General features: G+C 60.0%; 10 protein-coding genes. 6 read left to right on the top strand and 4 right to left on the bottom strand.

What is annotated here, in order from left to right; all coding sequences use genetic code 11:
- Positions 1 to 195 precede the first annotated feature (195 nt).
- Positions 196 to 1,770, bottom strand: a complete 1,575-nt coding sequence (locus tag ACTQ0H_RS01405; RefSeq protein WP_441063976.1) for a carboxypeptidase M32 — start codon at positions 1,768 to 1,770, stop codon at positions 196 to 198.
- Positions 1,771 to 2,275: 505 nt separating this feature from the next.
- On the opposite strand from ACTQ0H_RS01405, the gene pheS reads away from it, so the two are divergent.
- The 6 genes from pheS to ACTQ0H_RS01375 all read left to right on the top strand — a co-directional run bounded on the left by pheS (position 2,276) and on the right by ACTQ0H_RS01375 (position 9,876).
- Positions 2,276 to 3,352: a phenylalanine--tRNA ligase subunit alpha gene (gene pheS / locus ACTQ0H_RS01400; RefSeq protein ID WP_154517607.1), complete on the top strand. Its 1,077-nt coding sequence runs from the start codon at positions 2,276 to 2,278 to the stop codon at positions 3,350 to 3,352.
- Between the two features lie 181 nt (positions 3,353 to 3,533).
- Positions 3,534 to 5,987 carry a phenylalanine--tRNA ligase subunit beta gene (gene pheT / locus ACTQ0H_RS01395; RefSeq protein ID WP_441063977.1) on the top strand — a complete coding sequence of 818 codons (2,454 nt, stop codon included), beginning with the start codon at positions 3,534 to 3,536 and terminating at the stop codon, positions 5,985 to 5,987.
- A 246-nt stretch (positions 5,988 to 6,233) separates the two neighbouring features.
- Positions 6,234 to 7,319, top strand: a complete 1,086-nt coding sequence (gene cbiM, locus ACTQ0H_RS01390; RefSeq protein ID WP_441063979.1) for a cobalt transporter CbiM — start codon at positions 6,234 to 6,236, stop codon at positions 7,317 to 7,319.
- Positions 7,297 to 8,133, top strand: a complete 837-nt coding sequence (locus ACTQ0H_RS01385; protein WP_441063980.1) for an energy-coupling factor transporter transmembrane component T family protein — start codon at positions 7,297 to 7,299, stop codon at positions 8,131 to 8,133. The genes cbiM and ACTQ0H_RS01385 overlap by 23 nt, the downstream gene beginning before the upstream one ends.
- A gap of 44 nt (positions 8,134 to 8,177) precedes the next feature.
- Positions 8,178 to 8,948 (top strand): energy-coupling factor ABC transporter ATP-binding protein, encoded by a 771-nt coding sequence (locus ACTQ0H_RS01380; protein WP_441063981.1) that lies wholly within the window; start codon positions 8,178 to 8,180, stop codon positions 8,946 to 8,948.
- 79 nt (positions 8,949 to 9,027) lie between these two features.
- Positions 9,028 to 9,876 carry a hypothetical protein gene (locus tag ACTQ0H_RS01375; RefSeq protein WP_441063983.1) on the top strand — a complete coding sequence of 283 codons (849 nt, stop codon included), beginning with the start codon at positions 9,028 to 9,030 and terminating at the stop codon, positions 9,874 to 9,876.
- On the opposite strand, the gene ACTQ0H_RS01370 is transcribed toward ACTQ0H_RS01375, so the two are convergent.
- The 3 genes from ACTQ0H_RS01370 to pyk form a co-directional block, all read right to left on the bottom strand.
- Positions 9,873 to 10,610: a hypothetical protein gene (locus ACTQ0H_RS01370; RefSeq protein WP_441063984.1), complete on the bottom strand. Its 738-nt coding sequence runs from the start codon at positions 10,608 to 10,610 to the stop codon at positions 9,873 to 9,875. The two genes, ACTQ0H_RS01375 and ACTQ0H_RS01370, sit on opposite strands and share 4 nt — an antisense overlap.
- 380 nt (positions 10,611 to 10,990) lie before the next feature.
- Positions 10,991 to 11,431, bottom strand: coding sequence for a GNAT family N-acetyltransferase (locus ACTQ0H_RS01365; RefSeq protein ID WP_079268190.1), 441 nt, complete (start codon positions 11,429 to 11,431; stop codon positions 10,991 to 10,993).
- 745 nt (positions 11,432 to 12,176) lie between these two features.
- Complete coding sequence (pyk, locus tag ACTQ0H_RS01360; RefSeq protein ID WP_427793920.1) at positions 12,177 to 13,637, bottom strand: pyruvate kinase; 1,461 nt, start codon at positions 13,635 to 13,637, stop codon at positions 12,177 to 12,179.
- Positions 13,638 to 13,900: the final 263 nt, after the last annotated feature.

Genomic DNA, 13,900 nt, shown 5'->3' with positions numbered 1-13,900 from the left:
TTACCAAACCGCGTAACCGCTCGACGCTACAAACGGCCCCAAGCGGCAATCTGGCGTTCAATTTCAGGGGCGCGACCAGAAGGCCAGCGCCCTTTCATTTCACGTCACCCTGCTCGCTTGGGGCCGTTTTCGCTGACGTTGCCAAGACATCGACGTCAACATGGTTGGCGTTGGCGATGGCGTGCAGGTCAATCCTTACAGCTGGTACAGCGTGGTGAACTTGTCCTGCAGGTAGCTGCAGTAGTAGCGGGCGTCGAATGCCATACCGCACGCGCCCTTGATGAGCTCCGGCGCGTCCTTGGCGCGGCCCCACTGCCAAATGTGCTCGCCCAGCCAAGCGCGGACGGGTGCCAGGTCGCCGCTCGCACAGGCGCCGTTAAGGTCGACACCGTCGCGGCACATGGCCGGCACAAACATGGCATCGTAGGCGCTGCCCAGCGCATACGTGGGGAAGTAGCCAAACGAGCCGCCGCTCCAGTGCGTATCCTGCAGGCAGCCGCGCGTGTCGTCGGGAACAGGAATGCCCAGGTACTCGTCCATAAGGCGATTCCAAAGCGCGGGGATGTCCTTGGCCGTGGCCTCGCCGGCAAACAGCATGCGCTCAATCTCGTAGCGCACCATAATATGCAGCGGGTAGGTGAGCTCGTCTGCCTCGGTACGGATCAGCGACGGCTGCGCGATGTTCACGGCGTGGTAGAGCGTGTCCTCGTCCACGTTGCCGTAGACCTCGGGCGCGTGACGGCGCAGCACTTCGAGCAGCGGGCCCATAAAAGCGCGACTGCGGCCTACGGTGTTCTCGAAAAAGCGGCTCTGGCTCTCGTGAATGCCCATGGAGGTGCCGCCCTCCAGACACGTACGCGCGTAAGCGGGATTGACGCCCAGCTCGTACATGGCGTGCCCCGCCTCGTGGATGATGCTATAGACGTTGGAGATGCAGTCGTTCTCGTAGATGTGCGTGGCGATGCGCGCATCGCCCACCGAGAAGCCCTCGCTAAACGGGTGCTCGGTAAAGGCGAGCGTGGTGTCGTCCAGGTTAAGGCCGACGAGCTTCATCAGGTCGAAGCTCATGGCGCGCTGGGCGGCCTCGGGCACATGCGCGTGCAAAAAGTCGGCAGTAGGCTGCTGCCCGCGCTCGCCGATGGCGTGAACGAGCGGCACGACGGTGGCCTTGACCTCGTCACAAAACGCATCGAAGCTCTTGGCGGAAAGGCCGCGTTCGTACTGGTCGAGCCAAACATCGTATGGGTCGTGCTTGGGGTCCATGAGCTCGGCCTGATGCTTGAGCTGGGCGACGATTCTATCCACGTAGGGCTCAAAGCTCGCCCAGTCGTTGGCCGTCTTGGCCTTGTGCCACACGGCGTCGGCCTCGCAGGTGAGCCTGGTCCAGGCCTCGGCCTCTTCGGTGGGAATGGCGCTTGCCTCGCGCTGGTCGCGGCCGAGCACACGGATCTCGTCGAGCAGCTGTGGGTCGTCGATCTTGCCGCCGGCGACGGTCTCGTGTGCCAGCGAGCTTACAAGCTCGACGGACTTTTTGCTGGTCAGGAGCTTGTGATGTTCGCCGGCAAGGGTGCCCATAGCATCGGCGCGGGCCGCAGCGCCGTTGGCGGGGGCAATCGTCGCGCCATCGAACTCGGCAATCTTGAGCAGGTACTCGCGGGTCCATAGTTTGCCTTCGAGCTTGCGGAGCTTCTTGATGCCCTTGCCCGCCTTGGCGTTCTTAGAGGCCTTGGCCACGGCGGCCTTGGCTTTCTTATCGAGTTTCTTTCCCATACCTATATCCTTGATCTCGCAGACCGGACGCCACGGGTGGGCGTGCGGCCAGTTTGCACAGCTACCCGCCTTGTACCCAGTGCGAACAAAACGGAACGCGGCGATATGCTCGCAGAATGTGTTATCCTATAGCCCAATGCGTTGACGGAGAGGGTTTTGCCCGCCGCGTCGCCGGCAAGAGAGGGAAGGTCATGGGCTGCAAGCCTTCCTGCGGTGGCAAGGGCCAAGCGTTCACTCCCGAGCAGCAACCTCAACGGGCGCGCGGCCAGCGGCGGCGAAGCCCCAGTAGGGAAGCCGTGAGCCTCGCGATAAGGGGCATAGAGTGGGCACGGCGGGCCAGACATCCGCCGGGTCAAACAAGGTGGTACCGCGGAATTCAACCGTCCTTGGGCAATGCACATGCCCGAGGACGGTTTTTTGTTACCGAACCGGGCCGCGTTTTTGCAACGCCAGACGGCGGCAGTCGTCCTGGCGAGCGGGGAACGCGAGAGACGAAAGGGAAGACATGAGTCTGATTGATGATCTGGTCAAACTCGAGGAAGAGGCCAAGGAGCTCGTCGCAGGCGCCGACGACGCCGCCAAGCTCGAGGCTGCGCGCGTTGAGCTGCTCGGCCGCAAGGGTCGTATTACCGGCCTGATGCGCATGATGGGCAAGCTCGCCCCCGAGGATCGCCCCGTTATGGGCAAGCGCGCCAACGAGATGCGCCAGCTGATCGAGGGCATGCTCGACGAGCGCACCACCGAGATGAAGGCCGCCGCCCTCAAGCACGCACTGGAGCACGAGGCCGTCGACATCACGCTGCCGGGCATTCGTCCGCAGATCGGCCACCAGCACCTGATCAAGCAGATCATCGAGGAGGCCGAGGATATCTTTAGCGGTATCGGCTACACCGTCGAGTCCGGTCCCATGGTCGACACCTCCTACTACAACTTCACCGCGCTCAACGCCCCCATGGATCACCCGAGCCGCTCGGCCCGCGACACCTTCTATGTGGTCGACAACAACCCCGGCAGCGTCGCGCACCCCGAGGCGCATGCCCACGGCGAGTCCGATGTGCTGCTGCGCACCCAGACCTCGGGCGTGCAGATTCACACCATGGAGTCGCAGAAGCCGCCCATCTACATGATCTGCCCGGGCACCGTCTACCGTCCCGACACGGCCGACGCCTGTCACCTGCCGCAGTTCAACCAGATCGAGGGCCTGGTCGTCGACGAGGGCATCACCTTTGGCGATCTTAAGGGCACGCTCGACTACTTTGTTAAGTGCATGTTTGGCGAGGACCGCAAGACGCGTTACCGCCCGCATTTCTTCCCCTTCACCGAGCCTTCCTGCGAGGTGGACGTGAGCTGCCACGTCTGCGGCGGCAAGGGCTGCAACTTCTGCAAGCACAGCGGCTGGATCGAGATCTTGGGCTGCGGCATGGTCGACCCCAACGTCCTGATCAACTGCGGCATCGACCCCGAGAAGTACACCGGCTTCGCCTTTGGCATTGGCGCCGAGCGCGTCGCGGCCCTGCGCTACGACCTGCCCGACCTCAGAACGCTCATGACAGGCGATATGCGTTTCCTGAATCAGTTTTAAGTTGACCTGTCCCGGCGGCTTCCCGAGCCACCGCACCTTGCCCCTCAAACCGTCGCTTGCGTACCCAAGTACGCGGCGCTCCTCTTTCGGGGCAATCTGCGGCACCTCGGAAACCCGTCTCCGTAGCTGGAGTTTTCCGTCTGTTTATTGCAGACGTTACAGATGAAAGGAGACCAGTTAGATGCGTGTTTCTTACGACTGGCTCAAGACCATGATCGATATTCCGGAGGATCCCAAGACCCTTTCGGACGAATATATCCGTACCGGCACCGAGGTCGAGGCGATCGACACCGTGGGCGAGTCTTTCGACCACGTGGTGACCGCCAAGGTGCTCACCAAGACCCCGCACCCCGATAGCGACCATATGTATGTGTGCTCGGTCGACGTGGGTGACAAGAACCTCGACGCCGACGGCAACCCCGCTCCGCTGCAGATCGTCTGCGGTGCTCAGAACTTTGAGGCCGGCGACCACATCGTCACGGCAATGATCGGCGCCGTGCTTCCCGGTGACGTCAAGATCAAGAAGAGCAAGCTTCGCGGCGTCGTGTCCATGGGCATGAACTGCTCCGCGCGCGAGCTCGGCCTGGGCGGCGACCACTCCGGCATCATGATCCTGCCCGAGGATACGCCCTGCGGCATGCCGTTTGCCGAGTATGTGGGCTCGAGTGATACCGTGCTCGACTGCGAGATCACGCCCAACCGCCCCGACTGCCTGTCCATGATCGGCATGGCCCGTGAGACCGGTGCCATTTTCGATCGCGACTTCCACGTTGAGCTGCCCGCCATCAAGGCGGAGACCGGCCGCGCGACCGACGACGAGCTTTCGGTCGAGATCGCCGACGAGGGCCTGTGCGACCGCTATGTCGCCCGCATCGTGCGCAACGTGAAGGTCGGCCCGTCGCCCGACTGGATGGTCAAGCGCCTTAACGCCCTGGGCGTGCGCCCGCACAACAACATCGTCGACATCACCAACTATGTGATGATGCTCACCGGTCAGCCGCTGCACGCTTTTGACCTGGACACCTTTGCCGAGCGCGATGGCAGGCGCCGCGTGGTGGTTCGCGCCGCCCAGCAGGATGAGAAGTTCACGACGCTCGACGGCGAGGAGCGCACGCTCGACGCCGGCATGGGCCTTATCACCGACGGCGAGCGCCCCGTGGCGCTGGCCGGCGTTATGGGCGGCATGGATTCCGAGATCGAGGACGACACCGTCGACGTGATGGTCGAGAGCGCCTGCTTCGACGCCGGTCGCACCTCGCACACCAGCCGCGATCTGTCGCTGATCTCCGACGCCTCCATCCGCTTTGAGCGCCAGGTCGATGAGACCGGCTGCGTGGATGTGGCCAATGTTGCCTGCGCGCTCATCGAGGAGATCGCCGGCGGCGAGGTCGCTCCCGGCTACGTAGATGTGTTCCCCGCGCCCAAGACCATCGACAGCATTAAGCTGCGCCTGGCCCGCGTGCACGCCATCTGCGGCGCCGACATCGAGCCCGATTTTATCGAGCGCTCGCTCACCCGTCTGGGCTGCACCGTCGAGAGCGACGGCGAGGACTTTATGGTTACCCCGCCGAGCTTCCGCCCCGACCTGCCGCGCGAAATCGACCTGATCGAGGAGGTCCTGCGCCTGTGGGGCATGGGCCGCGTGACGGCGACCATCCCGGCTGCCAAGAACCACATCGGCGGCCTGACCCGCGAGCAGAAGCTTACCCGCAAGGTCGGCGAGATCCTGCGCGCCTGCGGCCTCAACGAGACCACGACCTTTGGCTTTGCCGCGCCGGGCGACCTGGAGAAGATCGGCATGTCCACCGAGGGCCGCGGCTGCCCCGTGGTACTTATGAACCCGCTGGTGGCCGAGCAGACCGAGATGCGCCGCTCGCTGCTGCCGGGCCTGCTGCAGTCTGTGGCGTATAACGAGGCCCATGGCACGCCCAACGTGCACCTGTACGAGGTCGGCAGCCTGTTCCACGGCCGCGAGAACGCCAGCCTGCCCAAGGAGACCAAGTCCGTGGCGGGCGTGCTCTCGGGCCAGTGGAGCGAGCAGTCTTGGAACATGAAGTACCGCAAGCTGCGTTTCTTCTTTGGCAAGGGCATCGTCGAGGAGCTGCTCGCCCAGCTGCGCATCGAGAAGGTTCGCTTCCGTCCCGTCGAGGGCGAGGGCTATGCCTTCTTGCAGCCGGGCCGTGCCGCCGAGGTTCTGTCTGGCGGCACCGTGCTGGGCTGGGTCGGCGAGATCCACCCCGAGGCGCGCGAAGCCATGGGCATCGACGAGGTCGTCGTTGCCTTTGAGCTCGACCTGGACAAGCTGATCAAGGGCGCCCGCAACCAGGAGAACTACCGCGAGTTCTCGCAGTACCCGGCTGTTGAGCACGATCTTGCTATCGTGGTCGACAACTCCGTGACTTGCGAGGACCTTGAGCGCCGCATTACCAGCGCCGGTGGCAAGCTGCTCGAGGGTGTGCGTCTGTTCGACGTCTACCGCGATCCGGTCCGCGTGGGCGTGGGCAAGAAGTCCATGGCCTTTGCGCTTACGTATCGCTCCGACGACCACACGCTTACCAGCGAAGAGGTCGAAAAAGCGCACCAGAAGATCGTCACCAAGGTGTGCAAGGGCGTAAACGGCGAGGTCCGCGGCTAGGCCCTGCACTGGGGTATGGGTCAGCGGTGGCTGCTGCCGAGCCTTACGTGGCTGCTATCCTCGGTATAAGGCACTGCTGAGCCTGCATATATGACACGCGCATTACATAACGGCGTGCTGCTTTGTCGGCAGTGCGCCGTTTTGCTATGATAGCCCGTGGCGTGTTACGAATCTGACAATACGTAACACTGGCAAGGTGATTTAAGCGGCGTTGTAATTCTGTGCGCCGATAACCGGGAGGCGTACATGCACATTCCAGATAATTATCTGTCCCCGCAGACCGATGCCGTCATGGCAGTGGCGATGGTGCCCGTGTGGGTTCACTGCATCAAAAAGGTGCGCGCCACGCTCGATCGCGAGCACATGGCGTTTCTGGGTATCTGCGCCGCATTCTCTTTCTTGCTCATGATGTTCAATGTGCCGCTGCCCGGCGGTACCACGGGTCACGCCGTCGGCGGCGCGCTCATCGCGCTGCTGCTGGGCCCGGAGGCCGCGGCCATCGCGGTTTCGGTCGCGCTGGCGCTGCAGGCGCTGCTGTTTGGCGACGGCGGCATCCTGTCCTTTGGCGCCAACTGCTTTAACATGGCCTTCGTGCTGCCGTTTGCCGCCGCTATCGTGTTCCGTGCGCTCAACAGCCGTTTGCACGACAAGAGCTGGGGCACCTCGGTTTCGGCCGTCGTAAGCGGTTGGGTCGGCCTGTGCCTGGCGGCCCTGTGCACGGCGATCGAGTTTGGTATTCAGCCGATGTTCTTTACCAACGCTTCGGGAGCTCCGCTGTACTGCCCCTTCCCGCTCTCTATTGCCATTCCGGCCATGATGATCCCGCACATGTTGGTAGCCGGCGTGGTCGAGGGCGTGGCGACGGCCGCCATCTACGGTTTCATTAAGAAGACGGCGCCGAGCGTTATCGTCGGGCCCGAGGCCGCCGATGGCCAGCTTGCTGCCGAGAGCGCTGCCGCCAAGAAGACCTCACTGGTCCCCACGCTCATCCTGGTCGCCGTGCTTGTCGTGGCCACGCCGCTCGGCTTGCTTGCCACGGGTGACGCCTGGGGCGAGTGGGACGCTGAGGGCGCCGCGACCGCCGTTCAGGAGGCTGGTGACGACAGTCTGCAGACTTCGGTCGGTCTCGATACCCCGACCTTTGCCGATGCCCTGCCCACGGGCGATTATCTGCAGGCCTATTCCGAGGAGCAGGGCCTTGGCTTTGCCGGCCAGGCCGCGATGTATATTCTTTCGGGCGTGATTGGCGTGGCGGTGCTCACCATCGCATTCCGTCTGGTCTCGCTAACGGTCAAGGAAAGCGGAGCCCATGGCGACGGTCGAGCTGCCTAGCTGGCTTGCGGTCGAGCAGCGATACGAGCCCGTGGGGGCTCGGCATCGTGTGATGCAAAAGAATGTCCTGCATCTGGCGAGCCTGCTTGAGCGGGTTCGTCTAGGCGGCGGCGCACATAAGGGCGGGTCGATTATCGACCGCGCCCTTTCTTCCGTTTCGGCGCCAGTGCGTTTGGTGGGGATGTTCGTCTGCGTCCTGTGCGTATGCCTGACGCAGAGCCCGCTGTACTTGATGCTGATGACAGCGATCGCGTTGGTGCTCGTTGCGGTGCGCCCCGTACGCGGGCTGCGCGCGACCTTTGTGCCGGCGTTGGCTGCCGCGGGGTTTGCCGTGGTTTTGGCGCTTCCTGCCCTGCTGCTGGGTGCTTCTGCCACGGGCGCCATGCTCAAGATTGCGCTCAAGACCTTTGTTAATGTGTCATTGGTGCTGGGCGTTTCGTGGACGCTTACCTGGAGTCGCATGTCGGCGGCGCTTAAGATGCTGCACCTGCCCGACGAGGTTATCTTTACGTTTGATATGGCGCTCAAACACATCGAGGTGCTGGGTCGCACGGCGCACGACCTGTGCGAATCGGTCATGCTGCGCAGTGTGGGCCGCGCGCCTGCAGGATTTTCGCGTACCGATTCGATCGCGGGTATCATGGGCATGACCTTTATCAAGGCGATGGAATGCAGCCGCGCGATGGACGAGGCTATGCTTTGCCGCGGTTTTGCCGGCGCATATCCGGCGCCTGCACGGAACGGCTTTGGCTGGCGCGACGCGGTCTATGCGGCTGTTGTGGTGCTGCTCGCCGTGTTGTGCGCGGTGCTGTAGCGCGGGCGGTCAAGCCGTCGATGTGAATAGGGAAGGGCGACGTTTTGGCAAACGATACAAATGGTGCGATGGGTGCGAGCGGTGCTGCCGGCGCCAAGGCCACGCCGCTCATCGAGTTTCGCGACGTGGTGTTTTCCTATGCGGGCCATACGGTGGTCGATGGCGTGTCGCTGCAGGTTAATCGCGGTGAGCTGGTTGCGCTGGTTGGACCCAACGGCTGCGGCAAGACGACGATCATGCGGCTTATCAACGGCCTTGAGCTTGCGGATGCGGGTACGTACCTGTTTGATGGACATGTGGTCGATGCGGCATATCTCAAGGATTCCGCGACGACCCAGCGGTTCCATCAGCGCGTGGGCTTCGTGTTCCAAAACGCCGATGCACAGATCTTTTGCGCCACGGTCGGCGAGGAGGTCGCGTTTGGCCCGGCTCAAATGGGGCTTTCGGCGGACGAGCTCGGGCGCCGCGTCCGTGATGCCATGGAGCTGTTTCAGGTTGCCGATCTGGTCGATGCTTCGCCCTATCAGCTTTCGGGTGGGCAAAAGAAGCGTGTGGCGCTGGCTGCCGTCGTGTCGATGAACCCCGATATTCTGGTGCTCGACGAGCCTACCAACGGACTTGACGAGGACTCTTGCGACATCGTGGTCAACTTTCTACTGGCTTATGTTGCTGCCGGTAAGACGGTCTTGATGAGCACGCATCATCAGGATTTAGTACGACGTCTTGGGGCCCGTGCGATTTATATCGATCGATATCACCACGTGGTCGGGGCTCCCGTGCCATCATATGGAACCGAAAACGGTGCAGCAGAATAGTTGCCGCATAGTGGGGTTGCGGCCGCGCACGTGACTTGCTGCGAATGGTATAGTTATCCGGGTTTTTACGGGGGTAGCTATGCCAAGCTGGAATATTCATATCGCTCAGACGGAACGACTTCTGGCGCGTGCCGGCGCGCTTGCCGATAACGTGCGCGACCGCAATGCCTTTTTGTTTGGCAGCGTGGTTCCGGACATTTTTGTGGGGTACATGGTTCCCGGTATTGCCGACCCCATCCCGTATCGCATCACGCACTTTGCCAAGCCCGAGCCCATTCCTAAGCCACGCGAGCATGAGTTTTGGGACACCTATGTGGCGCCTTTGCTTAAAGGTGCGCCGACGGGTGCGCCGGCTGCAGCGACCTCGATTGTCGAAGAGCGTGAAAGGCTCAATCGGGTGCACTATCCGCAGCGCTACAAAGACGCCGAGCCGGTTGACGGCCCCGGCGCCGCCGAGTTTTCGCTCGCGCCCGATGACGTGGCGCAGTCGCTGCTCGATTTGACGCTGGGCGTTTGGTCGCATCTGGTGGCCGATACCGTGTGGAACACGCGCGTGAACCAATATCTCGAGGCGCGAGGCGGCAAGCCGTGCGAGGAGTTCCGCATTAAGAAGCAGGGAGACTTTGACTGGTTTGGCAAGACGCTCGGCATCGTTTCTATCCCGCGTGCGACCGATCGCCTCTATACCGCGGCGGCCCAGTTTGGTCAGTATTCGATTCCACAAGAGTATGTGCTCAAGACCATTGGCGTTATGCACGAGATTGTGCGCGAAAACCCCGGCGATCCGGATCATCCGCCGTACCGTCTGCTGACCGAAGAGTTCTTTGACGCAACGTTTACCGAGGTCGTCGAGCTAACCGAGGCGGGTTTTGCCGCCCGCGTTGCCGCTTCTGACGTCCCCGCAGTCCCTCTGATCGCTAGCTGCTAGCCGGCAGACGTAACGGTGAACAGTTCATCCCAATCGACCAATAGCTCCCGCCGAAGGGTTTCTGCGGCAGTGAGTTCCAGCTTAGATTTTGGAACGTAAGGGAGCCCCGCCTTTTTATGAATTAGCTCGGCGATGCTGTTAAAGCTCTTCGTGTCCTTGATTTGATCATAGGTTATCTGGATAACGTCATAGCCCATGCTTGTGAGGGCGGTGGTGCGCTCGGCATCGGAGAGGCTCGCGGCTTCGCTGTCATGGGCGGAGCGGCCTTGGCATTCCAGAATGACGCCCATGCTGTCGGTGCTGCTCTCTATGAGGATATCGGCGTAGCAGCAGGTTTTGTCATACAGTGAGCGCGCGGCGTCGCTGAGTGGGATGCGCACGTTGTTTGCGATATTGATGCCCATGCCGCCCTCGTTGCGGGGGAGCGAGACAAGCATGGAGGTCTGTACTTCGAAGGGCGAGGCGGTCTGTCCCGTCATGTGCTCGGCCGCCCAGCGCAGTTGTTTAACGCCGCGCAGGCCTGCGGCCTGCTTGGCGAACGCGGCGATATCCGCTGCGGAAAGAAGCGGCGTGCGCTTCCACAAGTTGGTGTCATTGCCCTTGGTGTCGACAACACGTTTCCAACCACAGTCGGGCGGAATGAGCTTAAGCGAAATTGCTTCATCGAGCTGCTGCTGAGCCCGTTTACAAGGCGTGAACACTGCAAAGGAGCCGCACATCTCGTAGCAAGCCATGAGTAACTGGTTGCGTGAGACCTGCGTAGCAAGGTTGAGCAGCGTAAACTCGGGCGACGTGACATCAAATCCATGCTCAGTCTGCCTAAACGACCCAGGAGGCGGCTCTTGGGTTAGCAGACGGCTATGAAATAGCTTTCCGTTAGCGGGGTGTTCGTAAGACAGTTAAATAGGCAAAAGGCGTGACGAAAGTGATCACGCCTTTTTTCATGTAAGGATAGCCGCATAGCGGCGCAAGGGATGGATCCCCTTGTACGGAACGCAGTGACGCACCCCAGATATTCAGGGGGCCGAGCTGTTCGGTCTCGCAGAGCGCACATACGGGTTTAACCCGTATAGAAGTGCGCCCTTAGTATCAGTTCGACAAATCTTAATTTGACTTACTTCTTCACTCTTTTTGATAAATGAAGTTCATTATCATCTACATATCCAAGTTTATTATATACAGTTTGTGCAACAAGATTTTCTTGTCCTGTTAGAAGTTCATATTTGTCAAGTGGATAATTCTTACTGCAATAAGCCTCTGCAAAAGTAATCATCTCACTCGCTAAGCCTCTTTTTCTGTATGCTGGTTTAACATACACTTCTGTAATTTCAGGCATATATTCATCATAGCAGAACGATTTTTTAAGCTGAACACAAACAAATCCAACTAACATATCATCTTCATCAGCAACGATAACAACTTCCTGTTTATTATTCATAAGGGAATTTCTAATATTGTCTATGCTTGTATCGCCCTCACCATTAAATTCGTTGTTTAAGATGTTTAATTGCTCCGCATCATTTACAGTTGCTATTCTTACCATTACAACCTCCATAAATTATTATCTATTCGACCTATTCAAGTTTATCGGTCTGTTTAATCATATACATACGGCTTCAATTTATACAAGAACAGTCCCGGCAGACATTACTGCCGGGACTGAAACTGTTTTACGAATGCTCCCGATTCGCGCGCTGTTTTCTTTCGCCCACGAATCTCCAGACTGGTGTGCCGAGCAAGTCTTTAAATACTGGTTGTTTTGAGTAATGCACCAAGCGATGGTCATGGTCGGGCGGCAGGATTGCCGGATAGAGTCCCAGTATCTGGGGCGGTATGCGATAGTACTGAAAAGCCGTGGGTCCGCAGGCAAGAAATGACATAGCGATCCGATCGTTTGAGCGTAGTTTGGGCTAGAAAAGCTATCGGTTTCGGAAGTGCGGGGAAAAAGACAAACAGGTCAACCACAAGCGGTATTTAAGCCAACTTTATCAGGGGTTTTGTTGAAATAAAAGGGCTTGTGCTCGGGGGTAGGCAATTTTTCCCCGCACTTCCGAAAACGTGGTCGATTTAGACCTTGCTAAAACGATTTATCAGCCCTGTGTGAGGTGTGGGTTTGCCACCGGGCGAACACTTTTAGCGCTTGGGGCTTTATTTTTTGGGCCCCGGAGGGCGGATTTCGCGCTTTTGGTAAAGAAATGGGTGCGTGTCATGCCGTGCGGTAGGCATCGGCGCACAGAAAAAGGGCCCGGAAGGCAAAGCCTCCGGGCCCTTTTTAATGTAAATGTGCTTGCAAGTGCGATTTAGCGCACCTGAGCGACGTAGGCGACGTTGGTCGAGGAGACCTTGTCCTCAAGCTGGACGCTCATACGGGGATCGCCGGCGGTAGCGACGGTCAAATCGCCGGTCTCGACGTAGCCGAGCTCCTTAGCGGTCTCGATCGCCTTGACGATCGTGCCGTTGACGGTGCCCTGGGTAATCTCGGCCTTGTGCGGGATAACGCCCCAGTACATGATCATCTGCTGGACGGCCCACTCGTGGCGGGAGAACGCGCAGATCGGCATGTTGGGACGGAAGTGCGAGATCAGGCGAGCGGTACGGCCGGTGGTCGTCGGCACGGTGATGCACTTGGCGCCAACGGTGGTGGCCATGTTCACAGCGGACATACCCACAACGTTGTTGACGACGCGGGTGCCGTGAGCATCGGTCGGAACCTCGAGCGGAGCGTGAGCCGGGAGGTACTTCTCGGTCTCGAGAGCGATGCTGGCCTGCATCTTGACGGCCTCGACCGGGTACTTACCGGCAGCGGACTCGCCGGACAGCATGACGGCGTCGGTACCGTCGTAAATGGCGTTAGCAACGTCGGCAACCTCGGCGCGCGTCGGGCGCGGGTTCTGCTGCATGGAGTCGAGCATCTGCGTAGCGGTGATAACGGGCTTGTAGGCCGCGTTGCACTTGGCGATGATCTCCTTCTGGATGTGCGGAACGAGCTCGGGCTTGATCTCGATGCCCAGGTCGCCACGGGCGACCATGATGCCGTCGGAAGCCTCGAGGATCTCATCGAAGTTCTCGACGCCCAGGGCGCACTCGATCTTCGGGAAGATCGTCACGTGCTCGCCGCCGTTTTCGCGGCAAAGCTCGCGGATGCCGCGGACAGATTCGCCGTCACGGATGAAGGAAGCGGCGATGTAGTCGATGTTCTCGGTCAGGCCAAAGAGGATGTCCTGGCGATCGCGCTCGGTGATGGCGGGCAGCGAGATGTTGACGTTGGGCATGTTGACGCCCTTGCGCTCGCCGATCAGGCCGTCGTTCTTGACGACGCAGGTCATGTCCTGGCCGTCGACGGACTCGACCTCGAGAGCAACCAGGCCGTCATCGATCAGGATGAGGGAGCCCTTCTCAACCTCGGAGGGCAGAGCCAGGTAGTCGAGGGAGATGTGCTCAGCGGTGCCGTGGAAATCCTCGGACGTGGGCTGAGCGGTGACGACGATCTTGTCGCCGGTCTTGACGGCAACCTTCTTGCCGTCGACCAGAAGACCGGTGCGGACCTCGGGGCCCTTGGTGTCGAGCAGGATGCCGACGGGCATACCGAGCTCCTTGGAAATACGACGGACGCGCTCGATGCGACCGTGGTGCTCGTCGTAGGAGCCGTGCGAGAAGTTAAAACGGGCGACGTTCATGCCCGCCTTGATCATCTCGCGGATGGTCTCGTCGCTATCGCAGGCGGGACCCATGGTGCATACAATCTTAGTGCGCTTGTACATTCAGACCTCCATCTGACATCGTCTTGCGCTGATAGATAAACCTTAAGAAATAAAACTGAGTTGATTATAACGAAATACCGACCGAATACCCCAAAAAATCGACCGTATGCCGAATTAGAAGTTCATTTTTTACGGGAAAAACGGTATATGAAAAAACTTTACCAACCGCTCTAACCGCTGCTATCTGGGTGATATTTTAGTTTGGCGACGCGCCTAAGAAAAAACGTTTTATCAGTATTGAGCATCACACGGTCCGCATCGTT

The sequence above is a fragment of the Collinsella sp. LCP21S3_A3 genome, from assembly GCF_052118905.1.
Lineage (GTDB): Bacteria > Actinomycetota > Coriobacteriia > Coriobacteriales > Coriobacteriaceae > Collinsella.
The sequence above is the reverse complement of the archived record's forward strand: the minus strand, read 5'-3'. Positions and strand labels throughout refer to the sequence as shown.

What these genes read in the sequence shown, in the direction of transcription:
- ACTQ0H_RS01405 (WP_441063976.1), bottom strand. Translation starts at nt 1,770, where the DNA reads ATGGGAAAGAAACTCGATAAGAAAGCCAAGGCCGCCGTGGCCAAGGCC.
- pheS (WP_154517607.1), top strand. Translation starts at nt 2,276, where the DNA reads ATGAGTCTGATTGATGATCTGGTCAAACTCGAGGAAGAGGCCAAGGAG.
- pheT (WP_441063977.1), top strand. Translation starts at nt 3,534, where the DNA reads ATGCGTGTTTCTTACGACTGGCTCAAGACCATGATCGATATTCCGGAG.
- cbiM (WP_441063979.1), top strand. Translation starts at nt 6,234, where the DNA reads ATGCACATTCCAGATAATTATCTGTCCCCGCAGACCGATGCCGTCATG.
- ACTQ0H_RS01385 (WP_441063980.1), top strand. Translation starts at nt 7,297, where the DNA reads ATGGCGACGGTCGAGCTGCCTAGCTGGCTTGCGGTCGAGCAGCGATAC.
- ACTQ0H_RS01375 (WP_441063983.1), top strand. Translation starts at nt 9,028, where the DNA reads ATGCCAAGCTGGAATATTCATATCGCTCAGACGGAACGACTTCTGGCG.
- ACTQ0H_RS01370 (WP_441063984.1), bottom strand. Translation starts at nt 10,610, where the DNA reads ATGGCTTGCTACGAGATGTGCGGCTCCTTTGCAGTGTTCACGCCTTGT.
- ACTQ0H_RS01365 (WP_079268190.1), bottom strand. Translation starts at nt 11,431, where the DNA reads ATGGAGGTTGTAATGGTAAGAATAGCAACTGTAAATGATGCGGAGCAA.
- pyk (WP_427793920.1), bottom strand. Translation starts at nt 13,637, where the DNA reads ATGTACAAGCGCACTAAGATTGTATGCACCATGGGTCCCGCCTGCGAT.